Source organism: Enterovibrio paralichthyis (assembly GCF_019209835.1).
Taxonomy (GTDB): Bacteria; Pseudomonadota; Gammaproteobacteria; order Enterobacterales; family Vibrionaceae; genus Enterovibrio; species Enterovibrio paralichthyis.
In genome coordinates, this window is record NZ_JAHUTS010000005.1 from 43147 (window position 1) to 68659 (window position 25513).

Annotated in this window: 25 protein-coding genes; 10 read left to right on the forward strand and 15 right to left on the reverse strand. The window is 53.2% G+C overall.

The window, feature by feature from the left end:
- Nucleotides 1-22: 22 nt before the first annotated feature.
- Complete coding sequence (gene rlmD, locus KU854_RS07790; RefSeq protein ID WP_218357873.1) at nucleotides 23-1339, reverse strand: 23S rRNA (uracil(1939)-C(5))-methyltransferase RlmD; 1317 nt, start codon at nucleotides 1337-1339, stop codon at nucleotides 23-25.
- A 191-nt stretch (nucleotides 1340-1530) separates the two neighbouring features.
- On the opposite strand from rlmD, the gene barA reads away from it, so the two are divergent.
- The 9 genes from barA to KU854_RS07835 all read left to right on the forward strand — a co-directional run bounded on the left by barA (nucleotide 1531) and on the right by KU854_RS07835 (nucleotide 11587).
- Nucleotides 1531-4278 (forward strand): two-component sensor histidine kinase BarA, encoded by a 2748-nt coding sequence (barA, locus tag KU854_RS07795; protein ID WP_218357874.1) that lies wholly within the window; start codon nucleotides 1531-1533, stop codon nucleotides 4276-4278.
- A gap of 333 nt (nucleotides 4279-4611) precedes the next feature.
- Nucleotides 4612-5331, forward strand: a complete 720-nt coding sequence (locus tag KU854_RS07800; protein WP_218358141.1) for a beta-ketoacyl synthase chain length factor — start codon at nucleotides 4612-4614, stop codon at nucleotides 5329-5331.
- Between the two features lie 133 nt (nucleotides 5332-5464).
- Nucleotides 5465-5725, forward strand: a complete 261-nt coding sequence (locus KU854_RS07805; protein ID WP_054779888.1) for a phosphopantetheine-binding protein — start codon at nucleotides 5465-5467, stop codon at nucleotides 5723-5725.
- Between the two features lie 27 nt (nucleotides 5726-5752).
- A complete protein-coding gene (locus KU854_RS07810; protein ID WP_218357875.1) occupies nucleotides 5753-7108 on the forward strand; it encodes an AMP-binding protein in 1356 nt (451 codons plus the stop codon).
- Nucleotides 7109-7130: 22 nt separating this feature from the next.
- Nucleotides 7131-7478, forward strand: coding sequence for an ApeI family dehydratase (locus KU854_RS07815; protein ID WP_218357876.1), 348 nt, complete (start codon nucleotides 7131-7133; stop codon nucleotides 7476-7478).
- A gap of 56 nt (nucleotides 7479-7534) precedes the next feature.
- Nucleotides 7535-9097, forward strand: a complete 1563-nt coding sequence (locus KU854_RS07820; protein WP_218357877.1) for an HAL/PAL/TAL family ammonia-lyase — start codon at nucleotides 7535-7537, stop codon at nucleotides 9095-9097.
- 84 nt (nucleotides 9098-9181) lie between these two features.
- Entirely contained in the window at nucleotides 9182-10387 is a 1206-nt protein-coding gene (locus KU854_RS07825) for a beta-ketoacyl-[acyl-carrier-protein] synthase family protein (RefSeq protein ID WP_218357879.1), read from the forward strand.
- Nucleotides 10384-10857: a hotdog family protein gene (locus KU854_RS07830; RefSeq protein ID WP_218357880.1), complete on the forward strand. Its 474-nt coding sequence runs from the start codon at nucleotides 10384-10386 to the stop codon at nucleotides 10855-10857. Before KU854_RS07825 ends, KU854_RS07830 begins: the two co-directional genes overlap by 4 nt.
- Complete coding sequence (locus tag KU854_RS07835) at nucleotides 10850-11587, forward strand: 3-ketoacyl-ACP reductase FabG2 (RefSeq protein ID WP_218357881.1); 738 nt, start codon at nucleotides 10850-10852, stop codon at nucleotides 11585-11587. Before KU854_RS07830 ends, KU854_RS07835 begins: the two co-directional genes overlap by 8 nt.
- A gap of 34 nt (nucleotides 11588-11621) precedes the next feature.
- On the opposite strand, the gene acpS is transcribed toward KU854_RS07835, so the two are convergent.
- The 11 genes from acpS to rpoE form a co-directional block, all read right to left on the reverse strand.
- Nucleotides 11622-12008: a holo-ACP synthase gene (acpS, locus tag KU854_RS07840; protein WP_218357882.1), complete on the reverse strand. Its 387-nt coding sequence runs from the start codon at nucleotides 12006-12008 to the stop codon at nucleotides 11622-11624.
- On the reverse strand, nucleotides 12008-12739 hold the full coding sequence (pdxJ, locus tag KU854_RS07845; protein WP_218357883.1) for a pyridoxine 5'-phosphate synthase: 732 nt from the start codon (nucleotides 12737-12739) through the stop codon (nucleotides 12008-12010). The genes acpS and pdxJ overlap by 1 nt, the downstream gene beginning before the upstream one ends.
- Nucleotides 12736-13449: a DNA repair protein RecO gene (gene recO, locus KU854_RS07850; protein WP_218357884.1), complete on the reverse strand. Its 714-nt coding sequence runs from the start codon at nucleotides 13447-13449 to the stop codon at nucleotides 12736-12738. Before recO ends, pdxJ begins: the two co-directional genes overlap by 4 nt.
- 32 nt (nucleotides 13450-13481) lie before the next feature.
- The gene (gene era / locus KU854_RS07855) at nucleotides 13482-14396 is read right to left on the reverse strand and encodes a GTPase Era (RefSeq protein ID WP_218357885.1); all 915 of its coding nucleotides are present in this window, start codon (nucleotides 14394-14396) and stop codon (nucleotides 13482-13484) included.
- Nucleotides 14393-15067, reverse strand: a complete 675-nt coding sequence (gene rnc / locus KU854_RS07860) for a ribonuclease III (protein WP_218357886.1) — start codon at nucleotides 15065-15067, stop codon at nucleotides 14393-14395. Before rnc ends, era begins: the two co-directional genes overlap by 4 nt.
- Nucleotides 15068-15078: 11 nt before the next feature.
- Nucleotides 15079-15978 carry a signal peptidase I gene (gene lepB, locus KU854_RS07865; RefSeq protein ID WP_054779884.1) on the reverse strand — a complete coding sequence of 300 codons (900 nt, stop codon included), beginning with the start codon at nucleotides 15976-15978 and terminating at the stop codon, nucleotides 15079-15081.
- A 59-nt stretch (nucleotides 15979-16037) separates the two neighbouring features.
- Nucleotides 16038-17834: a translation elongation factor 4 gene (gene lepA / locus KU854_RS07870; protein ID WP_218357888.1), complete on the reverse strand. Its 1797-nt coding sequence runs from the start codon at nucleotides 17832-17834 to the stop codon at nucleotides 16038-16040.
- Nucleotides 17835-17909: 75 nt separating this feature from the next.
- Nucleotides 17910-18404: a SoxR reducing system RseC family protein gene (locus KU854_RS07875; RefSeq protein WP_218357890.1), complete on the reverse strand. Its 495-nt coding sequence runs from the start codon at nucleotides 18402-18404 to the stop codon at nucleotides 17910-17912.
- Nucleotides 18401-19372: a sigma-E factor regulatory protein RseB gene (gene rseB, locus KU854_RS07880; RefSeq protein ID WP_218357892.1), complete on the reverse strand. Its 972-nt coding sequence runs from the start codon at nucleotides 19370-19372 to the stop codon at nucleotides 18401-18403. The genes KU854_RS07875 and rseB overlap by 4 nt, the downstream gene beginning before the upstream one ends.
- A complete protein-coding gene (locus KU854_RS07885) occupies nucleotides 19372-19998 on the reverse strand; it encodes an RseA family anti-sigma factor (protein WP_218357894.1) in 627 nt (208 codons plus the stop codon). The genes rseB and KU854_RS07885 overlap by 1 nt, the downstream gene beginning before the upstream one ends.
- Before the next feature lie 30 nt (nucleotides 19999-20028).
- Nucleotides 20029-20607, reverse strand: coding sequence for an RNA polymerase sigma factor RpoE (rpoE, locus tag KU854_RS07890; protein ID WP_218357896.1), 579 nt, complete (start codon nucleotides 20605-20607; stop codon nucleotides 20029-20031).
- A 434-nt stretch (nucleotides 20608-21041) separates the two neighbouring features.
- Here rpoE and nadB point away from each other — a divergent pair, with 434 nt between their 5' ends.
- Entirely contained in the window at nucleotides 21042-22658 is a 1617-nt protein-coding gene (gene nadB, locus KU854_RS07895; protein WP_218357897.1) for an L-aspartate oxidase, read from the forward strand.
- Between the two features lie 69 nt (nucleotides 22659-22727).
- Here nadB and KU854_RS07900 read toward each other — a convergent pair whose 3' ends face one another.
- From KU854_RS07900 to KU854_RS07910, 3 genes are all read right to left on the reverse strand, one after another.
- Nucleotides 22728-24536, reverse strand: a complete 1809-nt coding sequence (locus tag KU854_RS07900) for a methyl-accepting chemotaxis protein (protein ID WP_218357899.1) — start codon at nucleotides 24534-24536, stop codon at nucleotides 22728-22730.
- 178 nt (nucleotides 24537-24714) lie between these two features.
- Nucleotides 24715-25125 carry a protein YgfX gene (locus tag KU854_RS25145; RefSeq protein WP_218357900.1) on the reverse strand — a complete coding sequence of 137 codons (411 nt, stop codon included), beginning with the start codon at nucleotides 25123-25125 and terminating at the stop codon, nucleotides 24715-24717.
- Complete coding sequence (locus tag KU854_RS07910) at nucleotides 25094-25354, reverse strand: FAD assembly factor SdhE (protein WP_218357902.1); 261 nt, start codon at nucleotides 25352-25354, stop codon at nucleotides 25094-25096. Before KU854_RS07910 ends, KU854_RS25145 begins: the two co-directional genes overlap by 32 nt.
- Nucleotides 25355-25513 lie beyond the last annotated feature (159 nt).

The window sequence follows — 25513 nt, forward strand, 5'->3', positions numbered from 1 at the left end:
CCTGAAGCTGCCCGCTGAACACTCAATCTTTGACAAACAGCGCCATCGACTCCAAGTGTCCGGTGTGAGGGAACATGTCCAACATGCCCAACCTAGCCAGCTTGTACCCGTTTTCCAAAAGCACCTGACTGTCACGTGCCAGTGTCGCCGGGTTGCAGGACACATAAACGACCCGCTCTGCGCCAGATTGTGCCACATAAGGCATAACCCCTAAAGCACCTGCGCGTGCAGGATCGAGCAAAATTTTATTGTGCGATTCTTTACCCCAGACCGTCTCCGCCGGATCAAGTTCCAGGTTGGCGTGATAGAAACGCGCATTCGACAACGCATTGCGCGCAGCGTTATCCGTTGCACGCGACACCATCTCTTCCACACCTTCAATGCCGACTACGCTTTTCACCTGAGCGGCGAGAGGCAGGCTGAAGTTGCCAAGGCCACAGAAAAGGTCGAGCACAGTGTCGTTCTCATCCAGTGCCAGCCACTCCAGCGCCTGGGCAATCATCTTTTCATTGATGTCGGCATTAACCTGGATAAAGTCCTGCGGCTCAAAGGCCAGCGCTTGGTTGCCGAGCGAGTAGAAAGGCTGCTCACCACAAACGCGGCTTGCTGCATCGTCTTCCTGCTGAAGATAGAAAATCAGGCCGCTTTGCTCAGCAAACGCTGTCAGGCGCAGCACATCGTCTTCGTGCAGTTTCTTGGTGGTTCGCACCAAAAGCACGCGACCGGCATCAGACGCCACCAGCTCAACATGGCCGACAATACGGCGGCCACGCAAGCCATCAAGCAGAGTGTAGAGGTCAGGCAGCAGAGCATTGAGTTCAGTGTTCAGCACCGGACAATCAGTGACGGTGACAATGTCATTGCTGCTGCGCTGGCGGAAACCCATTTCCAGCTCACCGGTTTTGCTGATTTTGACACTCAGTCGCGCACGGCGGCGGTAACCGGTTTCTGCCGAGACCACAGGGGCATCCTGCGCCAGATCGGCTGATGCGAATTTTTTCATCAGCTGGGACAAGGTTTGCTGCTTGGCAGCAATTTGCGCTTCATGTCCCAAATGCTGCAGGTTACAACCACCACAGGTGCGGTAGTGCTGACAAAACGGCTTGATGCGCTCTGCACTTGGCGAGACCACTTTCATCAGGCGCGCTCGGGCAAACTGGCGCTTGTCTTCTGTCAGTTGCACCAATACATCTTCACCCGGCAAAGCACCCGCGATAAACACCGGTTTCTTGCCTTCAAAGGCCACGCCATCGCCCTGGTGATCAAGACGTTCAACCGTCATCGCCTTGTGTTTGGTATCAATACTCTTTTTTTTCTGAGGCTTAAAAAAGCGCGCCATGCTCGTGTTCCAGCTTGCGCAGCGGAAGGACGTAGAGTCTGCCGCCGCATTAATCGGTCGCCCGGCGGGAGATCAGGTGTGATAACCTGCTGAATTCTCGCCGTCAGCGTTGGTGTCATCGCATACCTTGTTTAGAATGTTGACTAGGTACGCCGCAAAATTGGCGGCAATTCTCCCACAGAATAGACAGCATGACCAAATACGGACTTCGCGCCAGAGTAATCACCCTCACCCTTGCCCCGACGCTCATTATCGGCATTTTGCTGAGCGCGTATTTCATCACCAACCGCTATCAGGAGCTGGAGCAACAGCTTTCCGTTGCCGGTCAGGCCATCATTGAACCGCTCGCCATCGCCAGTGAAATCGGGCTCACCAACGAGAGCCGGGAAAGTGTGCGCCGCCTGATTGGCCACACCCACCGGCAGCAAAGTCAGTATATCCGCAGTATTGCGGTGTTTAACGACAACAATGAGCTGTTTGTTACCTCTAATTACCACCGCAATCTCGACTTGCTGGCCATCCCCGCAGGTCAGCCGTTGCCGGACAGTCTGGAGATAAGCCGCACCAAGGACACCCTGCTGCTGCGCACGCCGATCCGGGCGATTGCCGGTATTCACGACACGCTGGCCGTTGAGCAGCCGATTGGCTACATCACCATGGAGATGGATCTCTCCACGGTAAAACTCAAGCAATATCAGGAGATCATCTCCGCCGGTGTGGTGCTTATCCTCGGTATTATTCTCTCAGGCTTTTTTGCTTACCGTCTGTTGCAGGATGTCGAAATTCCTATCAAGCAGATGATAAGCATGATCGACAGAATCCGACGCGGGCATCTCGATGTTCGGATTGAAGGCAAGTTGCTGGGCGAACTGGATACGCTGAAAAACGGGATCAACGCCATGGCTATCTCCCTGTCGGAATACCACCTGGAAATGCAACAAAGCATCGATCAGGCGACTTCCGATTTGCGTGAAACGCTAGAGCAGCTTGAGATCCAGAACGTGGAACTCGACATCGCCAAGAAAAATGCCCAGGAAGCAGCGCGGGTGAAATCCGAGTTTCTGGCCAACATGTCCCACGAACTGCGTACACCGCTGAACGGTGTCATAGGCTTTACCCGCCAGATGCTGAAAACTCAGCTTTCCAGCAGCCAGCATGACTATCTGCAGACCATCGAAAAATCCGCCAATAACCTGCTGACCATCATCAACGACATCCTTGATTTCTCGAAACTGGAAGCCGGCAAACTGCTGCTGGAAAATATCCCATTTGATTTTGAAGACTCGCTGGACGAAGTCATGCGTCTGCTGGCACCGATGGCGCACGAAAAAGGGCTGGAGCTTAATCTGCGTATCGACCCACGTATCCCTGCTGGTGTGATCGGCGACCCGCTGCGCATCCAGCAAGTGCTCACTAACCTGATTGGTAACGCCGCCAAATTTACCGAACGTGGCAATATCAGTGTCAGCGTCGATCTCAAGCAACAGCGCGATGAAAGGCTGGAACTGCAGTTCATTATCCGCGACACCGGTATCGGTATTTCCGAGCGCCAGCAATCCCAGTTGTTCCAGGCATTCCGTCAGGCAGATGCCAGTATCAGCCGCCGCTATGGCGGTACCGGTCTTGGTCTGGTGATCACCCAGAAACTGGTACAGCAAATGGGCGGAGACATCGGTTTCAGCAGCCGACTGCACCAGGGCTCGACCTTCTGGTTTACCCTGACCCTTATCCAGACCGACTTGCCTCTGGTACAGCCAATTGACTGCGCGGCACTCAAAGGCCAGTCCCTGATGATTGTCGAGCCGGACACAGAAAGCCGCCAGATGATGGGCGAGCGACTCGGTAACCTGCCTTTGGACATCCATAGCTTTGCCGCCCTCCCTGACAGCTCAGAACCTGTTTCCTCGGTACTGATTTGTGTGGATGCCGCGGATGTGCCGGATAACAATGCGCTCATCACACTGGCTAAACGGGCAGAAGCGTTTAGTAACAAGGTGATTTTCTGCCTGCCAACCACAGAGCTTGCTTTGTCTGAAGCGCTGCTGGCTTCCGGGGTAACTGCCTGTCTGGCAAAACCGCTTGCAACCAGAAAACTGGTTGAGCTGATCCAGGGTGCCCAAGCGACCCCGGCATTGTTACCACCTGTCGTTGAGACGCAAACAACCAAAGTGCCTATCACCGTCATGGCAGTGGATGACAACCCAGCCAACCTCAAACTGATTACCGCATTGCTTGCCGAGCGGGTTGACAATGTAGTGGCTGCCTCTGATGGCCGACATGCGGTCAACTGTGCCCTGACGCAGAAATTCGATCTCATCTTGATGGATATCCAGATGCCGGAGATGGACGGCGTCACCGCCTGTAAAGAAATCCGCAAAACGCCGCTTAACCAACACACCCCGGTGGTTGCGGTAACAGCACATGCGATGTCCGGCGAGCGAGAACGACTGCTGGAAGAAGGGATGGATGACTACCTGACCAAGCCGATCGAAGAGCATATTCTGGAGCAGGTGTTACATCATTGGACCCATCCCCACGCCAGCGATGTGCAGCCGACGACACCGCTTATCAAGCCGAACAAAGTGGGCGAATCGCTTAGCATTGACTGGTCACTTGCGATGAAGCAGGCGGCGGGCAAAAGCGATCTGGCCAAAGACATGCTGCAGATGTTGGTGCGCTCTTTTGATGAAGTCACAGACAAAGTGAACCGCGCGATAGATGATGGCGAAGCCGAGGATTTGTGGCCTGTGGTGCACAAACTGCATGGCAGCTGTGCCTACAGCGGCGTGCCGCGGCTGAAAAAACTCTGCTACGAGCTTGAAACGCAACTCAAACAGGGCGCATTCATCGAAGATATCGAACCCGAGCTTTTTGAACTGATGGATGAAATGCAGAACATCCGCGATCAGGCACCACACTACCTCGACGAAAACGACTGATCTGACTCTATCCGAAACGCGGTGACAAACTCAGTCACCGCTTCTGGTTTCGTCCCAAAGACGCCCGACTGAACCACCATCACACATTTTCACTGTGGCGTAGTCTATTTTCTCCATCACCCGCGTATTTACTTTCAAAAAAGTAATCCCCCTCACGGCTAATTTTCCAAAAAACCGACTCACCACATATCACAAGATGTAACTATTAGACTTAACAGTAGCATTTACGCCAATTCACTCTTAACTCAATGCTTATTTATGGACAAAAATTAACAACTAAATACTTTGTGAATTAAATGACGCTTGCCATTAAAGAATAAGTCAATGAGCAGTATTCACTTTAACATCACAGAGATTCATGCACTTTCACCGGGACTGGAAAATAAATCCGACTGGATGGCGTGGGCATTGCAAAAAAGCCCGCCACCTCAAAATCCTGACTTTCCGGCGATCGCTTTAGTTCCTCCTGCGATGCGTCGCAGAATGAGCAACCTGAGTAAATTGGCAGTTCAGGTTGCCGCAGAGCTTTCAGAAAAAGAAGAGATTCACTACACCGTTTTCTCCAGTAAACACGGTGAGATACAAAGAACCCTGGCGTTATTGTTGAGTGTACTTTCCGGTGATGATGCCTCACCGATTGCATTCTCCCAGTCAGTCCACAATACCGCTGCTGGGCTTTTCACCATCGCAACCAAAAAGGCCATTCCAGCCAACTCAATCGCCGCCGGAGAAGACTCATTTCACTGCGCCCTGCTCGATGCCTTTCTCTACTTACACGATCATCCAGAACACAGGGTATTGGTGATCGACTTTGATGATTCATTGCCGGATATCTACCGCCACCATGTGCCATCCCCTGATGCGCCCTACGCGATTGGCATGGTACTGAGTGCAGGGCGTGATATCGAAATAACCCGGCAGGCGCAAAAAATCACACCAACATATCCGAAGCTGCCTCAATCCCTGTCTTTTTATTCCTCCTGGTTAACGGAAATTCGCGCATTTTCCATTGCCGGAAGAACGCAATGGGACTGGAAAATACATCGCAGGTAAAAATAAAAATCAGCAGCACATAAAAAGCCTCATAAAAAACAAACAAGGCGCTGACAAATTATTTAATCAGTTCAAAAAAACGCACCGACTTGTTATTCACAAACATATTTTTGGCTAGGTAATGGAGAAAACCATGTCTGAACTTCACCTTGAAATTAAAAAGCTCATCATCGAAACGTTAAACCTCGAAGATATGACACCGGAAGATATCGAAACGCAGGACCCACTTTTTAATGACGGTCTCGGCCTGGACTCGATTGATGCCCTGGAGCTGGGTCTGGCGCTTCGCAAAGCGTATGGCGTTGTTCTCGATGCGGATGACAGCAACACCCGTACCCACTTTGCATCGGTCGCCAGCCTGGCGGACTTTATCTCTGCCAGCAGACTGCAATAACGTCCAGCAATCCAGGGAAGCCGCAAATTGAAACACTTTGGCCCACTTGCCTCGCTCTGCCTGTCAGGGCAGGCACAACAATGCATTGCTATCCGCGACAGGCATGAGATTACCCGGGAGACGTTTATCCAACAAGTCACCCAGTTGGCGCAAGCGCTATCAGCTTCGCCATCCCAGCGCTGGGCGTTGGCGTTTGAAGACAGTTACCTGTTTGCCACAGCATTTTTCGCCTGTGCCCATGCAGGTAAGGCAATCGTCTTACCCGGCAACCTCCAGCAAGGTGCGCTCAGTGAACTCTCACCGCACTTCGATGCGCTGCTGCACGATGAAAGAAGTGATGATCTGACACATTTTCCGTGTCTTTCCCTGCCATTGGAGAGGGTGTCCGATTCTGGCGAAGCGCCACTGGCAAAGATTACCTCGCTGAATTTAACCCTTTTCACCTCAGGCTCCAGCGGCTCCCCCAAAGCTGTCAGCAAAACACTGGCGCAGTTGCAGGCTGAGCTGTTTGAGCTTGAATGCCAATGGGGAACATTGTTGGCGGGCACTCAAATTCAAAGCACGGTTTCCCACCAGCATATCTATGGCCTGCTGTTTCGCGTGTTATGGCCGTTGTCCGCGGGCAGGCCATTTCACAGCCGCGATCTTGTTTACCCTGAACAGGTCTGCAACCGCGCTGACAAAAATCAGGTATTGGTAAGCAGCCCTGCCCTGCTTAAGCGGATCACCGAGCAAGGCGGCGGGCAATACCGCGCTATCTTTTCGTCCGGTGGCCCCCTGCCTTTTGCCGCGGCACAGCAAAATAAACAGCTTTTAGGGATATTGCCCCTAGAGGTATATGGCAGTACGGAAACCGGCGGGATCGGATTTCGCCAGCAAACTCACGAGAACACGTCATGGCAATTCTTCCAGGGCATTGATGCACAACTCGACAAGGAAAGCTGCCTGGCGATCCTGTCCCCTTACATCGACCCGGAAACCTGGTATCAGACTGCCGACATCTGCGAATTTGGCGACGGGCACACCTTCACCCTGAAAGGGCGTGCTGACCGTATCGTCAAAATCGAAGAGAAGCGGGTGTCACTGGCTGAAGTGGAACAGCGACTTTGCCAAAGCCCTTGGGTAACCGACGCTTTTTCACTGCTTCGACAGGAAAACGAACGCCAGACCATCGCCGCAGCAGTCGTTCTCTCAGCCAAAGGTCAGCAAGCGCTCACCGACAACGGCGCGGCCAGGTTCAAACTGGCTTTGCGACAACATCTCCGTGACTGGCTGGAGCCCGTAGCCATCCCAAGGCAATGGCGCTTTGTTGATGCTATCCCCCAAAACACGCAGGGGAAGCGTCAGGTACCGGCGATTGAAGGGCTGTTTACCCAGCACTAACCCAACATCGAGAAGGATAACGATGCGAACTCCCACTTTGCTTCAGGAAGAAGCGTCACCAAGCGGCACAACACTGACCGTGAGAATGGATGCCCAGTTGGATGTGTTTAAAGGCCACTTCCCTGATTTCCCCCTTCTGCCCGGGGTGGCACAAATTGATTTTGCTGTGCGCTATGCCCGCCAGTATCTGGCCGTTGACGGTGAGTTTGTCGGTATGGACGCCATCAAATTCCAGGATCCCATTCTGCCGGGCAGCACAGTGACGCTGACCCTGGAATGGGCGCCGGAGAAAGAAAAACTCGGGTTCAGCTTCCGCTCAGGGAACCGAGCGCATTCATCCGGGCGCATCCTGCTAAAACAAAGCGCTTAACTCATTAAGAAAAAACCATTTCTTGTTTTATTTACGTCAGTTAACGAGTAGAAAATATGAATCCCCACTCAGATAGCACCATCGTTTTCGGTAGCGAACGACTCACCATAGAATCCGTTGCTGCCATAGCCGGCGGCAGCCGCGCACAGCTCAATCCTTCAGACGAATTTTCGGCGCGCATAACCAAAGGTTCACGATTCCTTGAGCGCTTGCTTCAGGAAGAAGGCGTCATCTATGGGGTGACCACAGGCTATGGTGACTCCTGCACAGTGAGTATCCCCCCTTCTCTTGTGCATGACCTTCCCCTTCACCTGACACGCTTTCACGGTTGTGGTCTGGGTGAGAATCTGGACGCTATGCAAAGTCGCGCCGTACTGGCAACCCGCCTGAACTCCCTCACTCAAGGCGTATCCGGTGTCAGCATGGAATTGCTCAACCAGTTGGTGACTTTGATCAACCACGATATTTCTCCGCGCATTCCTCAGGAAGGTTCGGTGGGCGCAAGCGGCGACCTTACTCCACTGTCATACGTTGCTGCGGCACTGATTGGCGAACGTGAAGTGATTTACAAAGGTGAAATCCGCCAGACTGCTGACGTATTCAGAGAGCTGGGCATCAAACCTATCCGCCTGAAGCCGAAAGAAGGGCTAGCGCTGATGAACGGAACCTCAGTAATGACGGCGCTGGCCTGTCTAGCATTCAAACGCGCTGAGTATCTGGCACAGCTTTCCACCCGCATCACGGCCATGGTATCGCTCGCCATGCATGGCAATGACTTCCACTTTGACGAGGCTTTGTTTGCAGTAAAACCTCACCTTGGCCAACAACAAATTGCCCAATGGCTGCGTGACGATTTGCAGGCAGACAAGCCACCACGCAACAGTGACCGCCTGCAGGATCGCTACTCGCTGCGCTGTGCCCCACACGTGATTGGTGTCTTGCAGGATACCTTGCCGTGGGCGCGCCAGATGATCGAGAACGAACTCAACAGTGCTAACGACAACCCAATCATCGACGGTGAAAATGAGCGCGTGCTGCACGGTGGGCATTTTTACGGCGGACACATCGCCATGGTGATGGACAGCCTTAAAACCGCCATTGCCAATATCGCCGACCTGCTCGACCGCCAGATGGCGCAGCTGATGGATTACAAGTTCAACAATGGCCTGCCGTTTAACCTGACCGGCGCTGAAGGCAGCCGTAAACCGATCAACCACGGCTTTAAGGCGGTACAAATCGGTATCTCTGCGTGGACAGCAGAAGCGCTGAAACACACCATGCCTGCGAGCGTTTTCTCCCGCTCCACCGAATGTCACAACCAGGACAAGGTCAGCATGGGCACCATTGCCGCCCGCGATTGCCTGCGCGTATTGCAACTGACCGAACAGGTGACAGCAGCGAGCCTGCTGGCCTCCACTCAGGCGCTGCAGCTTCGCCTTCGCAGTGGTGAGCTGGACTTCAACCACTTCAGTCCGGCGCTAAAAGAAATGACTAAGCAAGTGACCCGTGAGTTTGATGTGGTGATTGAGGACCGTCCACTGGAGCAGGATCTGCGCCGTTTCGTCGCCAGCATCCAGACCCAGTACTGGCCGCTGTATCCAGACAATCGCGAAGTCTGATTACAGGTTTAGCAACACACCCTCGGTACGCAATTACCGTGCAGAGGGTGGTGATTTGTTCTCGACGTACAGGGAATTTCGCCTATGAAGGATTCAACCCATCACCCACAGCCTGTTTATATCCATGCCTGTGGTTCGCACTCGGCTTTGGGCTTGACCCATGACGACATCCACCACAGTCTGATTTCAGGCATTGGCAAAGGGATGTCAGGTGCGCCCTTTACCCTCAGCAATGGACTGACTGTCAACGTTGGGCGGGTAACTGACGCACTGCCAGACATTGCCGATTCATTTAGCCACCAGCAAACCCGCAACAACCGGTTGGCTCTATCAGCGTTGTTGCAAATTTCTGATGCAGTCGAGCAAGCCAAGGCCACCTATGGTGCCGATCGCGTCGCTGTCATTGTTGGCTCCAGCACCTCCGGCATTGCCGATGGTGAAGATGCGCTGAAAAGCTATCAAGCAGAGGGTGAACTACCCAGTGAATACAGCTATTACCAGCAGCAACTGAACAACTTGTCTGACTTCATTGCGGACTACTTTGACGTAACCGGCCCAGCTTATGTGGTGTCCACAGCCTGCTCATCAAGCGGGCGGGTATTTCTCAGTGCCAAACGTCTTCTACGTTCAGGGCTGGCTGATGCTGTGATTGTGGGCGGTGCAGACACCCTGTGCAACCTGACCTTGAATGGCTTTTTCGGGCTGGATTCGGTTTCCAGCGGATTGTGTAAACCGTTCAGCGATGAGCGTGATGGCATTAATATCGGGGAAGCTGCCGCTTTTATGTTGCTCTCCCTTGAACGGCCTGATGCACCGGAGGCCATTGCCTTGTTAGGGTCGGGAGACAGTTCCGATGCGCACCACATTTCCGCCCCCCACCCTGAAGGTCTGGGCGCAGAGGTTGCCATGCGCAACGCACTGGCAGATGCTGGCCTGACCGCCGCAGACATCGCTTATGTCAATGCTCACGGCACCTCGACACCACTGAACGATGCCATGGAGTCCAAGGCTATATTCCGCGTTCTGGGTGATAACGTGCCGGTCAGTTCCACCAAACCCTTAACCGGCCACACACTGGGCGCCGCAAGCGCCATTGAGGCCGCTATTTGCTGGCACCTCCTCAGCCACGGCCTTCCACTGCCAGTCTCCATCCACCAGCAGTCACGGGATCCTGAGATTGCCCCAATCCGCCTGGCAACACGCGGAGAGTCACTGAAAGGACACGCCATTTTGAGTAACTCATTTGCCTTTGGCGGCAACAATGTCTCACTGATTTTGGGAAAACTATGAATCCACTACCTTCAGTGCAGGACATCCTGCCCCACAAAGCGCCGATGGTGCTGATTGACAGCCTCGTGAGTGTCGGTGATGACTCAGTGCATTGCCGCGCCACTATCGAGCGTGAAAACCTGTTTTTCGACCCGGCAATCAATGCTGTGCCTGGGTGGGTGGGTTTAGAGATCATGGCGCAATCTGTCGCAGCCTGGGCGGGTTATCACGCCCAAAAAGCTCACCGTCCACCACAGGTTGGCTTTCTACTTGGCAGCCGCCGCTATCAGGCACAGCGGGCAAGTTTCTTCGGCGGACAAACGCTGGATATCAAAGCAGAGAAAGTGCTCGAAAACGCAGGTATGGCGGTATTTGATTGCATCATTGTTATCGACGATGAAGAGGTTGCTAGAGCGCAACTCAATACCTATGTGCCGTCCCAGGAAAAACTCGCCGAGATGGCAAATCAGGAGGTGACTGAAAATGGCTGACAACTCACAACGAGACGTTCTGGTGACAGGGGCCAGTAAAGGCATTGGCCGCGCCATTGCGCTGGAGCTAGCCAAAGCAGGTTTCCCCCTCGTGGTGCACTATGGCCGGGACAGGAAAGGCGCAGAAGAAACCCAGACGCTGATTGCTGAACATGGCAGCCACGCCCGACTCATCACCTTTGATATTGCAGACAGAGCGCAATGCCAAACCGTCATCGAAAACGATATCGCCGAACATGGCGCTTACTACGGCGTGGTCAATAACGCAGGTGTCACCGCTGATACCGCCTTTCCCGCCATGAGCAGCGATGCCTGGGATGGCGTGGTACACACCAACCTCGACAGTTTTTACAACGTCCTGCATCCGTGCATCCTGCCGATGATCAAACGCCGTCAGGGCGGACGCATTGTCACCATGGCGTCGGTATCCGGCATGATGGGAAACCGCGGCCAGACCAATTACAGCGCAGCGAAAGCGGGCATTATCGGGGCAACCAAAGCGCTGGCACTGGAGTTAGCCTCTCGCAAGATCACGGTCAACTGTGTGGCACCAGGGTTGATTGATACCGGTATGGTGGATGAACAGACCAAAGCCCATGTCATGCCCCAGGTGCCGATGTCCCGCCTCGGCAAGCCGGAAGAAGTCGCCGGGTTGGTGGCGTACCTGATGTCAGACAATGCGGGCTATATCACCCGTCAGGTGATTTCGGTTAATGGTGGGATTATCTAGATAGGTTCACGCGGGAGAAAGAAAAAGTCCGGGACTAGTGCCCGGACTCCAGCAATACCGTCGCCACCGCGTATTGTTTTTCATCGGCGATAGTGAGCAGAATATTGGTCACCCCACGCTCATCCGCCAGCTTTCTGGCAACACCTGAAAAGGTCACCATGGGCTTTCCCAACTCATCGTTTGAAACGTCAAAGTCATGCAGGGTGACACCGCAGGCGATGCCTGTGCCGAGCGCTTTGGAGGCGGCTTCTTTGACCGCAAAGCGTTTAGCGAGGAAACGGGCAGGAAACTTGGAGCCGGAATAGCTTTCCAGCTCCTTGTCGGTGAGGACGCGCCGTGCGAACGCATCCCCGGTGCGCGCGATGACTTTCTCAAGGCGCGCGATTTCTACAATGTCGGTTCCTAGGCCAACAACTGCCATTAACGGCGCGCTTCCAGCATCAGGGCTTTCATATCCGCTACCGCTTTCGGCATGCCTTCAAATACAGCGCGGCCAATAATTGCATGGCCAATGTTCAGCTCATAAATTTCAGGAATCGCCGCAATCGCTTTCACGTTGTGGTAAGTCAGGCCGTGACCTGCGTTTACCTTGATACCCAGATCGTGCGCGTATGATGCACCGGCGGCAATTTTCTTCTGCTCTGCCAGCATTTCTTCTTCTGTCTCGGCATCAGCATAATGACCGGTGTGCAGCTCAATGAACGGCGCGCCACACGCTTTTGCCGCATCAATTTGAGTGCGGTCAGCGTCAATAAACAGGGACACCTTGATGCCTGCCGCGGTCAATTTTTCAGTTGCTGCTTTGACTTTCTCAAGCTGGCCCGCCACATCCAGGCCACCTTCTGTGGTCAGCTCTTCGCGCTTTTCCGGTACCAGACACACATAGGCAGGTTTGACATCCAGCGCGATGTTGACCATTTCATCGGTCACTGCCATTTCCAGGTTCATACGGGTTTGCAGGGTATCTTTCAGGATGTAAACATCGCGGTCTTTAATATGGCGGCGATCTTCACGCAAGTGAACGGTAATACCATCCGCACCGGCACGTTCAGCGATATCTGCTGCGTGAACCGGATCAGGGTATTGGGTGCCACGTGCGTTACGAACAGTTGCGACGTGATCAATATTGACGCCCAGATAAATGGTATTCATTGCGTTGATTTCCTTGTTCTTAACAAAAATAGCTCACGGCTTTTGAGCGGTTTGGAGCCAAGATAAGGCTTGAGGGCCATACGTGTAAAGCGCTTCGCCGCTTTTAGCTGATCGGCGGTGGTAAATTGTCTCGCCGCCAAGGCTTGCAGTTCATTGCCGGTAAACGCGAGGTTATTGCTCTTCATCAGCGACGCCACAAAACCCTGTTGTTCTCGGAAGATATAGCTCATGCCGTCTGCGACCGGCTCACCGCTGCCCGCACAGTGGAGAAAATCCACCCCGTAACCGAGCGAGTCCAACAGCGCGAGTTCAAAGCGGCGCAGGGCTGGCTCCGGGTTACTGTGCTGGGCAAGTTCGGTCAGGGCGCTGACGTAATCAAAGAAAAGCTGGTGATACGCGGTTTCAGGCTCGACAACGCGGCTTAGGATTTCATTGAGGTAAAAACCGGAGAAAAGTGCATTGCCGGAAAGTGGAATAGCCAGCCCCATGGCTTCAGCATGACGCAGGGTATGCATCTCACCACGACCGGACCATTTCATCAAAAGCGGAGTAAAGGGCTGGAGCGCCCCTTTCAAGGGAGAGCGTTTACCACGGGCGCCTTTTGCCATCAGGCTGACGCGCCCGTGATTTTCGCTGAAGACATCCAGAATCAGGCTGGTCTCACTGTAGGGTCGTGAGTGCAGGACAAAGCAGCGCTGCAAGCCTTCCATATTGCTCCTGAATGTATTTTGCAGTGGAACTGTTACAGGTCGTCGATGTAACCGAGGCTGCGCAGGGCGCGCTCGTCATCTGCCCAACCGGATTTCACTTTCACCCACAGCTCAAGGTAAACCTTGCGCTCGAACAGCTCTTGCATGTCCAGACGGGCTTCACGACCGATGGTTTTGATTTTCTCGCCACCTTTACCGATCACCATTTTCTTCTGGCCGCTGCGTTCAACCAGGATCAGACCATTGATTTCAAAACCGTCGGTTTCCGGGTTGTAGTCAAAGCGCTCGATTTCTACGGTGACAGAGTATGGCAGTTCATCACCGGTGAAACGCATCAGCTTTTCACGGATGATTTCAGACGCCATAAAGCGCTGTGAGCGGTCAGTCACGTACTCTTCCGGGAAATACCATTGGCCTTCCGGCAGGTGTTCACGAACCAGCTTTTCGACCACGTCGATGTTTTTGCCGTTCTTGGCAGAAACCGGCACCACGTCCACGAAGTCCATCTTATCGCTCAGCGCTTGAAGATGCGGGAACAGCTCACTTTTCTCTTTGACGTTGTCCACTTTGTTGATCAGCAGCACTACCGGCAGTCCAGACTTTTTGAGCTTGTTCAGCACCATTTCATCGTCGGGAGTCCAGACGGTACCATCGACCAGAAACAGTACCAGTTCAACATCGGTCAGAGAGCTTGCCGCCGCGCGGTTCATCAAACGGTTGATGGTGCGCTTTTCTTCAATGTGAAGTCCTGGCGTGTCCACATATACCGCTTGGTAACCGTCGCGGGTATCCACACCCATGATACGGTGGCGCGTGGTTTGTGGTTTACGCGAGGTAATAGACAGCTTCTGCCCAACCAGACGGTTCAGCAGGGTCGATTTACCCACGTTAGGGCGACCTACAATGGCAATAAAGCCACAGTGGTGTGTTTGATGCGTGTCTGTCATGAGTCCAGCTTTTGCAATGCCAGTTCTGCAGCCGCTTGCTCAGCCTTGCGACGACTGCTGCCCTTACCTACAACAGGTCGTTCCAGACCTGCTACTTCACATTCCACGGTAAATTGCTGGTTGTGCGCTTCACCCTGTACCTTAGTTACATTATAGGCAGGCAGCGGCTTACGGCGTCCTTGCAGGAATTCCTGCAACCGTGTCTTTGGATCTTTTTGGTTGGCACCCGGCTGGATAGTTTCCAGACGCTCTTTGTACCAGCCCAAGATGATTCCACGGACCGTTTCCAGATCGCTGTCGAGGTAGATAGCGCCGATGATCGCCTCTACGGCGTCAGCCAGGATCGAATCACGGCGGAAACCGCCACTTTTCAGCTCACCCGGCCCCAGTTGCAGTACGTCGCCCAGTTCGAACTCGCGGCCCAGTTCGGCCAGCGTGTTACCACGAACCAGCGTTGCACGCATGCGGCTCATATCCCCTTCATCAACGCTCGGGAAACGATGGTAGAGGTCGTCAGCAACAACGAAACTCAAAATAGAATCGCCCAGAAACTCCAAACGCTCATTGTGGTTTCCACTGGCGCTTCGGTGTGTCAGGGCGAGACTGAGAAACGCCGTATCGCTAAATTGATAGCCGATACGACGTTGTAGTTTATTTATAGGTGTTGTCATGTCGTTCCAAGTTAATCAATGCCGCCGATGCGGTTGAACCGCACGCCGACAGGTACCCAAGACGGCAGGAAGCTGTCGCCTTGTTCATCAAATTCAAAACTGATCCAGATACCGACTGCTTTACCTACCAGATTGGCTTCTGGGACAAAGCCCCAGAAGCGGCTGTCTTTACTGTTGTCACGGTTGTCACCCATCACAAAGTACTGGCCTTCCGGCACCACCCACTCACCCAGACCTGGGGTTGGGTAGTACTGGCTGGTCTGATTCGGCAGATAAGGGTTCACCAGGATCTGGTGTGGGTGCTGACCCAACTCTTCCTGCGCCTGAATCAATTCCACGCCGCGCTGATAGAAATCGCTCTTATGAACGTCATCCACCGGCACCAGCTCACAGGTTTCTTCGCCTTTTTTCTGGATGCACAGACGCTTGTCTTCGCTGTAGCGAACCGTGTCACCCGGCAGGCCAATCACACGCTTGATAAAGTCGACGCTCGGTTGTGGTGGGTATTTAAACACCACCACATCACCGCGCTCAGGTTCACCGGTTTCCACCAATTGAGTGCGGAAAACCGGATCCTTCAACCCGTAGGCAAACTTCTCTACCAGGATAAAGTCGCCCACCAGCAGGGTCGGCATCATGGAACCAGACGGGATCTGGAATGGCTCGTAAATAAACGAGCGCAGCACCAGCACAAGGCCAATCACAGGGAACACAGACGCTGAAGTTTCTACCCAGCTTGGCTGCGGGGCGACTTGCGCCACCTGCTCAGCACTCAGCTCGCCGCTGTCCAAATTGAGCACTTCTGCCGCCTTTTGCTGGCGACGCGGCGCCCACTTGAACTTATCCAGTGCCCAGATAATCCCGGTAAACAGGGTGACGAGCACCAGAATCAGCGAGAAAGTATTAGCCATTGTGTTCCCCTAAACCTCTATCCCTTTTTATTACTTAACCTAGCGTCAACACGCGTAGATTATTTATCTTTACCTACGTGCAGAATCGCCAGGAACGCTTCCTGAGGCAGTTCGACGTTACCGATCTGCTTCATACGTTTCTTACCTTCTTTCTGTTTCTGCAGCAGTTTCTTCTTACGGCTCACGTCACCACCGTAACATTTCGCCGTTACGTTCTTACGCAACTGCTTCACGGTTGAGCGCGCAATAATATGTGTGCCGATAGCTGCCTGAATAGCGATGTCGAATTGCTGACGAGGAATAAACTCTTTCATCTTCTCAACCAGATCACGGCCACGTGATTGCGCCTGATCTTTGTGGGTGATGATAGCCAGTGCATCCACGTTGTCACCGTTCAGCAGAACGTCTACACGCACCATGTTCGACGCTTCGTAGCGCTGGAAGTTGTAATCCAGTGATGCATAACCGCGTGACGTTGACTTCAGGCGGTCGAAGAAGTCCAGAACCACTTCTGCCATAGGAATGTCGTAAGTCAGCGCAACCTGATTGCCGTGGTAAACCATGTCTACCTGCATACCGCGTTTTTCTACACACAGGGTGATCACGTTACCCAGGTACTCTGCCGGTACCAGGATATTACAGCGTGCAATCGGCTCACCCATGATGTCGATGTCGTTAACGGCCGGCAGTTTCGCTGGGCTGTCCACGTACAGGGTGTCACCGTTAGTTTTCTTCACTTCGTACACTACGGTTGGTGCCGTGGTGATCAGGTCCAGATCGTATTCACGCTCCAGACGCTCCTGGATGATCTCCATGTGCAGCATGCCAAGGAAACCACAACGGAAGCCAAAGCCCAGTGCCGCAGAGTTCTCTGGTTCATAGAACAGAGACGCATCGTTCAAGCTCAGTTTGCCCAACGCATCACGGAAGTTTTCGTAGTCGTCAGACGATACAGGGAACAGACCCGCGTATACCTGAGGCTTCACTTTCTTAAAGCCTGGCAGTGGTTTCTCTGCGCCATGTTTTGCCAGCGTCAGGGTATCGCCCACTGGCGCGCCCAGGATGTCTTTAATACCACAAACAACCCAGCCCACCTCGCCGGTACGCAGACCTTGGGTGTCGGTTTGTTTTGGCGTGAAGATACCGATGCGGTCAACGCCCCACACCTGACCGGTGCTCATTACCTTGATCTTGTCGCCCTTCTTCAGTTCACCGTTTTTAATGCGAACCAGAGAAACAACGCCCAGGTAGTTATCGAACCAGGAGTCAATGATCAGCGCTTGAAGCGGCGCTTCTGGATCGCCTTCCGGTGCCGGGATGTTCTTAACGATATCTTCCAGAACCAAGTCTACGCCCACACCGGTTTTCGCCGAACAGCGGGTTGCTTCAGTCGCATCAATACCGACGATGTCTTCAATTTCTTCTGCAACGCGATCCGGATCTGCCGCTGGCAGGTCGATCTTGTTCAGAATTGGCACCACTTCCAGGTCCATTTCAATCGCGGTGTAGCAGTTTGCCAGTGTTTGCGCTTCTACGCCCTGACCTGCATCCACCACCAGCAAAGCACCCTCACACGCTGCCAGAGAACGTGATACTTCGTACGAGAAGTCAACGTGTCCCGGGGTGTCGATGAAGTTCAGTTGATAGGTTTCCCCATCGTTCGCTTTGTAATTCAGCGTCACACTCTGTGCTTTGATGGTGATACCACGTTCGCGTTCCAGATCCATGGAGTCCAGAACCTGCGCTGCCATTTCACGGTCAGTAAGGCCGCCACACACCTGGATCAGGCGGTCTGACAGGGTCGACTTACCGTGGTCAATGTGGGCAATAATCGAAAAGTTACGAATGTGCTTCATAAATGGTGTGACTAACTCGTTAGTGAAAATTAGAGATCGTACGATCAAGTGGCGGGATTCTACCGAAATTAATGGCTAGTCGCTATCCTCAGTTGCGGCATTTATCACCGCAATATCGCTGGCCGGCGCGCCAAGTATGCGAAGAAGTTTAGGGGCAATGCCTGCATCCTGCTCCATTTTTTGCGAGATCCGTCGTGCTACAAGGCCGCCAACCACCCCGGCCAGCAGCGCGGTTAATATAATAACACCCTCACCGGCTGACATCAGGGATGCCAAAAACTGTCCCAGCAGCGCGCCACCCATGGCAAACAGCAGTGGCAAGATATAAACCACCACTGCAGATTTCACGATAGTGCGCTCTTCCAGACCTATTTCTATCAAGGTGCCGGCGGCAACGTTTTTGTTCGTCGGGACACGAATGTCGAGCACTTTACCGGGAAGGGCATTGCTGACTACGCCGGTACCACAGTGGCTTTTGGAGGCACAGTTGCCACAACTGGTTTTCTGCTGGCAGCGAACGGTCAGAAACCCCTTTCCACTGCCAGTCACTTCAGCCAATGCAGTGATCATGGCGCAGCATCACCGGTTTTAACCGGTGCGGTAATACGCACGGATTCAGCCACTTTCTTCGCGGTATCAGGTGGAATATCACCTACCACTGTGATTTCTGCATTGCCGGAAACATGGCTGTGCAGCGTCCGGCGCCCTTTACGCACTAGCTGTTCACGAACTGAAAGGTCATCAGCTTGTGACAGATACACAGAGAAACTGAACAAGCCATCGCTGAACATCTGGCTTTCGACTGGGCGCTCAGTGATCATCAGGCGGTGGCGGTTGCTATAAATGGGTGTGAAGCCTTCCGGCATGGACGTTACTTTCCAGCCAAGGCCGGAGTCTTCTTGTTTCGGCAACTGCACCACGGGCGGCAATTCAACCGTCGCCAGCTGACGCATCAATTCTTCTACCTGTGGCGACTCCACCAGCGACAGTGCGCGGTATTGCTCAATCGGATCGCCATCGCGGTCTAACAGATCGGCACGGACCAGCAGCTTGGTTTTCTGATCAATCCACAGTACATAGGCGTATCGTGCACCGTCTTTGGGTGACACACGCACCACTTCACAAGGCAACCCGGCTTCGCGGGCACGTCCGAGTGAAACAAAGTCGTACATGGTGGCAAGGTGGTCAATATCTGCCTGCATGATAGTTGGCAGCGGCGCAACCATCTGGGTGCTTTGGATAGTGAAAGGATCGATACCTGGCTCGAAGTAGCTCACCTCATCCCCGCGGCGAATGGCTTCACGCAGCGGACCACTGAGGTAGGCAAAATGGCCAAAGGACTCGCCATCCACCGTTGCATGACGATAACGCAACGGCTCAATGCTGTTTTTGCGGACCAGAATGTAGGAAAGCTCGTAGTTCAGTTGTTCGGTTGCCTGGTCCATCTGATGCAGCAATGCCTCGGCGGGATTTTCCTCCACCGAGGCATTGGCAAGCAGACTGACCAGTGACAAAGCACCGATCAGAAGATGTTTCATCAATCTTTTACGCTCGTTTCTGCAGGTAACTCATTGTTGTGATTCATTTCATCAGCATTAAGTCGTAACTGCAACTCGTAGTCCTGGAACATCGCGTTCACGCGACGGCGTTGCTCCATCAACTCAGCTTCATTCGGGGTGTTTGTTTTCAGCGATTCACGGCTGAGGCTTACCGGCTCTGCTGAGCCCGACAGCGGAATAGTCTGTAGCACTGGAGGCTGGGAAGCTGCCAATGCAGGATCGCTCTGCTCGCCACCATTGTATTGCTGGACACCAACGATCACTGCCAGTGAAACCGCAGCCGCCATACCAACCTGTGTCAATTGTTGCAACCAGACTGGCATGCTCCTTCTCGCCGTTTGTGGCGTAGGCTGAGCCTCCTGCATAGGTACCACGTTTGGCGCAGGCGTCACGCTGTGCGCCGGTTCATTCTCCAGCGCGGCTGCGACACTTGCCGCAATATCCCAGCTTGGATTTTGGGGCGCATCGCCTCGCATTACATCACGGGTGACAGCAAAGCTCTTCCATGCTTGCTGTGCGGACAGATCACTCTCCAGCTCATCAAGTAGCCGTGGATCTATCTCATCACCATCAAATAATGCAGAAAGGTTTTCTTTTTCAGCCATTTATTTCACCGTTATAAACAGGTAACACTGTTAAGGGTTCATCAAAGGACGAACACGCTTGTCTACCGCTTCCCTGGCACGAAAGATACGCGAACGCACCGTTCCAACCGGGCAGTCCATCACTTCTGCGATCTCTTCATAACTCAAGCCATCGATCTCACGCAGGGTGATTGCCGTTTTCAAATCATCAGGCAATGCCTCGATAGTGTTGAAAACGACCTCTTTCAACTGTTCTGACAACATTAGGTTCTCAGGGTTCGATATTTCTTTCAGCGCACCGCCATTTTCGTAATTTTCCGCTTCTTCTGCGTCAATATCACTGGAAGGCGGGCGGCGTCCCTGTGCAACCAGATAGTTCTTCGCCGTATTCACGGCAATGCGGTACAACCAGGTGTAAAACGCACTCTCGCCACGAAAACCGGGCAAAGCACGGTACGCTTTGATAAACGCTTCCTGGGCCACATCCGGCACGTCACCACTGTTGCTGACGTAGCGGGAAATCAGGTTGCAAACCTTATTTTGATACTTCACTACCAGCAGGTTAAAAGCCTGCTTGTCGCCATTTTGTACGCGTTCTATTAAGGCTTGATCAGTTAACTGCTCGCTCATTCGAGCGCCTTCTCCTTATTATTGATACCTTCCTGCTGAGTCTGCCCTGCCATATTCTGTGCAAGGTCAGCGTCTTGTCAGCAGTCGGTATTTCTTTTCGCTCGTCGCCACTGTTGTTGCCGGGCTTGCCACACGATTGCAAGCACTGATTGAGTGAGCAAAGTGTATGAGTAGATTGTGAAAAGAAAGTTCCCCTAACGGTACGGAATCGTCAATAGTTCCGATCCCGCTCGCAAAGTCTAACAGAATGCATGACCACACCCCATCAAGCAATCACTGCGTTGCGTCGCAACCTGGTGGTACTGATTGCTATCAGCAACGTTCTCCGACCTGCCACATTAGTGTAAACTCACTGACATCAATCGAACTCGTTGTTTCAGATGACAGGGAAACCGTTACCGGGCCGTCATGTGAGAGAAAGGAATACGCAACCAATGAGCAATCATCAAGAACACGTGTGTGATGTACTGGTGATCGGCAGCGGCGCTGCTGGCCTGTCACTGGCGTTGCATCTTGCCCCGACCCAGAAAGTCATGGTGCTGAGCAAAGGACCGAGCAGCGAAGGGGCAACCTACTACGCACAGGGTGGTATCGCCGCCGTTTTCGACGAAAGTGACTCTATTGAGTCCCACGTGGAAGACACCCTGATCGCCGGTGACGGCATTTGTGATGAAGACGTCGTGAGCTTTATCGCAGAAAACGCCAAAGAGTGTGTGCAGTGGCTGATTGACGGCGGCGTCCCGTTTGACCGCGAAGAAGACAGCGGTGATGCCGAACCGAAATTCCACCTGACCCGCGAAGGTGGCCATAGCCATCGCCGAATCCTACATGCTGCCGATGCAACTGGCGCCGCTGTGCAGACATCGCTTCAGGATAACGTGATGCAGCATCCGAACATCACGGTGCTGGAACGCCACAACGCCCTTGACCTTATCACACGTAAGAAAATTGGCATTTCTGGCGCTAACCGGGTATTGGGCGCCTATATCTGGAACCGCAACCTTGAGGCCGTGGAAACCGTGCGCGCCAAATTTGTGGTACTGGCCACTGGTGGTGCATCGAAAGTTTACCAGTACACCTCCAACCCGGATGTTTCCTCCGGAGACGGCATCGCCATGGCGTGGCGTGCAGGTTGCCGTGTTGCCAACCTCGAGTTCAACCAGTTCCACCCGACCTGTCTGTTCCATCCTGAAGCACGAAACTTTCTGCTAACCGAAGCCCTGCGCGGTGAAGGCGCTTTCCTGCGCCGTCCGGACGGCAGCCGCTTTATGCCGGACTTTGACGAGCGGGCAGAGCTTGCCCCACGTGATGTGGTCGCCCGCGCGATCGACTATGAAATGAAGCGCCTTGGCGCCGATTGCATGTACATCGACATCAGCCACAAAGATCCGGAATTCGTCACCAAGCATTTCCCGACCATTTATGAAAAACTGCTGGAATTCGGTTTCGACCTGACCAAGCAGCCTGTGCCTATCGTGCCTGCCGCCCATTACACCTGTGGTGGCGTAATGGTCGACAAGAACGGGCAAACGGATCTGGAAGGGCTGTATGCCATTGGTGAAGTGAGTTACACCGGTCTTCACGGCGCAAACCGCATGGCATCAAACTCCCTGTTGGAGTGCGTGGTGTATGCCTGGGCAGCCGCCATGCATATTGGAGAGAAAGCCTCACTGGCAGAAGTACCGCCAAGCCTTCCCCACTGGGATGAGAGCCAGGTGAGTCATTCTGATGAAGAGGTAGTTATTCAGCACAACTGGCACGAGTTGCGCCTATTTATGTGGGACTATGTCGGTATTGTACGCTCGACCAAACGCCTTGAGCGCGCCCTGCGCCGCATCGAATTGCTCAAGCAGGAAACCCACGAGTATTACAGCAATTTCCGCGTGTCTAACAACCTGCTGGAACTGCGTAACCTGTTGCAAGTCGCCGAACTCATGGTGCGCTGCGCCATGGCGCGCAAAGAAAGCCGGGGCCTGCACTATACACTCGACTACCCGGAAAAAGCACAGGACAGCGGCCCGACCATTCTGGTTCCCGACTTCCCTTGTTAAACCCTACATTTGGGAAAAACCTACCGGTACAAAAAAGCCCTCTTGCGAGGGCTTTTTGCTGCCTGGCGATCAGGCGCGGAAATCGGCAATCGCCACTTCCAGTTCCCGGCTCTGCTCAGTCACCCGAGCAGCCGCCTTGGCGTTCTCGCTGGTCGATGCGGTATTCACCGCTGTGATCTGCTGAATCGAATGCACATTCTGGCTCACTTCACGCGCCATCATGCTCTGCTCTTCAACCGCCGCCGCGATCTGGTTGCTCATGTCCATGATTTGCTGCATATCGATCATGATGTTATCGAGCTCGGACGCTGCTTCACCCACGTAATTCACCGACTGCTCGCTGTCGTGCTGGCAAAGGTTAATACGCTCTACTGCGTTGTTGGTCTGGGACTGCAGCGAGGCAATCATGGAGGCAATTTCATCGGTCGACTTATGGGTGCGGGTTGCCAGTGAACGGACCTCATCGGCGACAACCGCAAAACCTCGACCCTGCTCCCCGGCACGCGCCGCTTCAATCGCTGCGTTCAGTGCCAGTAGGTTGGTCTGCTCAGAAATGTCTTTAATCACATCCACCACAGAGCCGATTTGCTGTGACAGCGACACCAGACTGTGAATGTCAGAAACCGCACTGCCCAGGCCGTCAGACAGCGCAACGATTGCCTCGCGGGTTTCCTGCACGGTGTGGTTACCTTTCTGCGCACGGCTCAAGCTCTGGCCCGCATTCGCTGCCGCGGTTTCCGTGTTCACCGCAATCTCGCGGATAGTCAGTTCCATCTGGCTGACGGAGTTGGCAGCCAGCTCGGCTTCTTCGTGCTGTCGGTTCAGCGCGGACTCCGCGTCTTTACTGCGCATCTGTACATCAGACGCCGTGGAGTTCAAAGCAGTGATTGATGTCTTCACGCCAGCAATCAATGTTTGGCAATGCTCCAACACCGCATTGAAATCCTGCGCCACCAAGGTCAGCTCATCATTTCCTTCTGCGTCAGCCCGCAGGGTCAGGTCACGCTCATTGGCGACCTGGGCCATGGTTGCCGTCAAGGTGCTGAGTCGGCGTTGGATAAAGCGGTTAATCCAGATGCTCGCCACGATGAGCAAGCAGGAAATCACCATAAGGATCACCACTGCACCCACGACAAGATTGCGCTCTGCACGCTCCAATTCAGTGGCCAGTTGCGCGCGCATTTCATCAAAGTCAGCTTCCACCTGGTGGGTCTGGGCGCGGATTTGTCCCAGCAAGCCCGACTGGTGATCCAGCCCTACTTCACGGCTAAGGCGCATGTAGCGTTCAACCAGTGACTTTTGTCGATCCAGCTCAGCCAAATTGGTCTGCGCCCTTACCTCACCCCAGGCTCTGTTAAATTCAACAAGACGGGTTTCACTGGTGTCCACCATCAACAGGCGGCTCAAGGTGACCAGATGGGCGACTTCTTTGTCCAACGGGTTGTTATCCAGCAGCTGTTGATTGGCAGCGCTTAACTCACCACGGATACCTGAGTGGCGATCCAACCCCAGGGTTTCGTAGCCATTTGCCAATCTGTTAAAACCGTCGCGGTATTCCATCATGGCGCGGGACACTGCACTTACCTGAGGCAACTCGATGTCCAGGCGTTTTGCGTCATGATTCAGTATTTTCAAATCCGATTCGAATGCTGCGACGTTTTTACCAAAGCTGGTGACATATTTATCACTGAGACGGGCCAGAAAATCTTTTTCATTGCGGCGCAGGTTCAGCAACCGTACTTCCAGCTCAGCAATCAAAGCCTGTTTGGTTTTCAAATCAACCAAACGATCTGATGCTTGCCAGCTGATGGATGCAAAAAGAATAAGAGAGACGGCCGAAAAGGCAGTCAGGGCGTAGAGTTTGGTTCTGATCTTCAATTTGTAGGTCCCATTAAACAGCGCGGGTTCGGGCAAGGCCAAAGTACAGCGGATAACGTATTTAATCATTATCGGCCGGATGAATCATTTATTTAGATCAGTTATCCACTAAATTAAATTACTTACATAGAAAATAAATTTATTAAAACTAAAAATAGCAGATATATATATTTTTAATTCATCGTTCAATAGCGAGACAAACACGGCTGAAGTGACGGAATGCCCTGTCCGGAACCGCATCACAAACCAGAGGAAGCCTTCTCACACCGGACGGTGCTTTGAGTTCAAGGATGATGAGGTAACGGCTGAAAAACAGGACTCTGGACACCTTATAAGGCACCCCATCAATCCGGCATTCCCCATTTATATGGATAAAGAACTCACCACAGAATTGCGTGAGTATTGAAAAGCGCTGTTGCCACTCACGGCAAAGAAGGCAAATCAGGAAAAAACGAAACTCTAGGGGGAGATGGGTGGCGACAAACAGCATTACTGCGACAGCCGCATACAGGAGGGTTAAAACAGCGCCCAGTAAACGTGAGCGCTGAAGGAAAGAATTAGCGGAGTTTGCTGCGGTTGTGCGCGACAATTTTATCCGTCATTGCCGCCAGTGCAGGATTTTCACTGCGGCCATGCCCCATCATCCAGGTAAACAGATCCGGATCATCACACTCAAGCAGCGCGACGAAGTCATGTTTTTCCTGCTCCGACAGTGAATCGAAGCACTCTTCAAAAAACGGCATGATAATTACGTCCAGTTCCAGCATACCGCGACGGCACGCCCATCTGATCCGCGCTTTGTCTTCTGCGCCCAGCATGTTTACCTCTAAATTACGCCATAAATAACTGGCACAAATAGTATCAGTGGGGTGAAAGCCTTGCTATCGCTCACCGGTTGAATCTTGCAACCCTGTGATCTGACCCCATATCAACAGCATATTGCTGACTTTGTGCCGCCTTCACATTACCATAAGAAC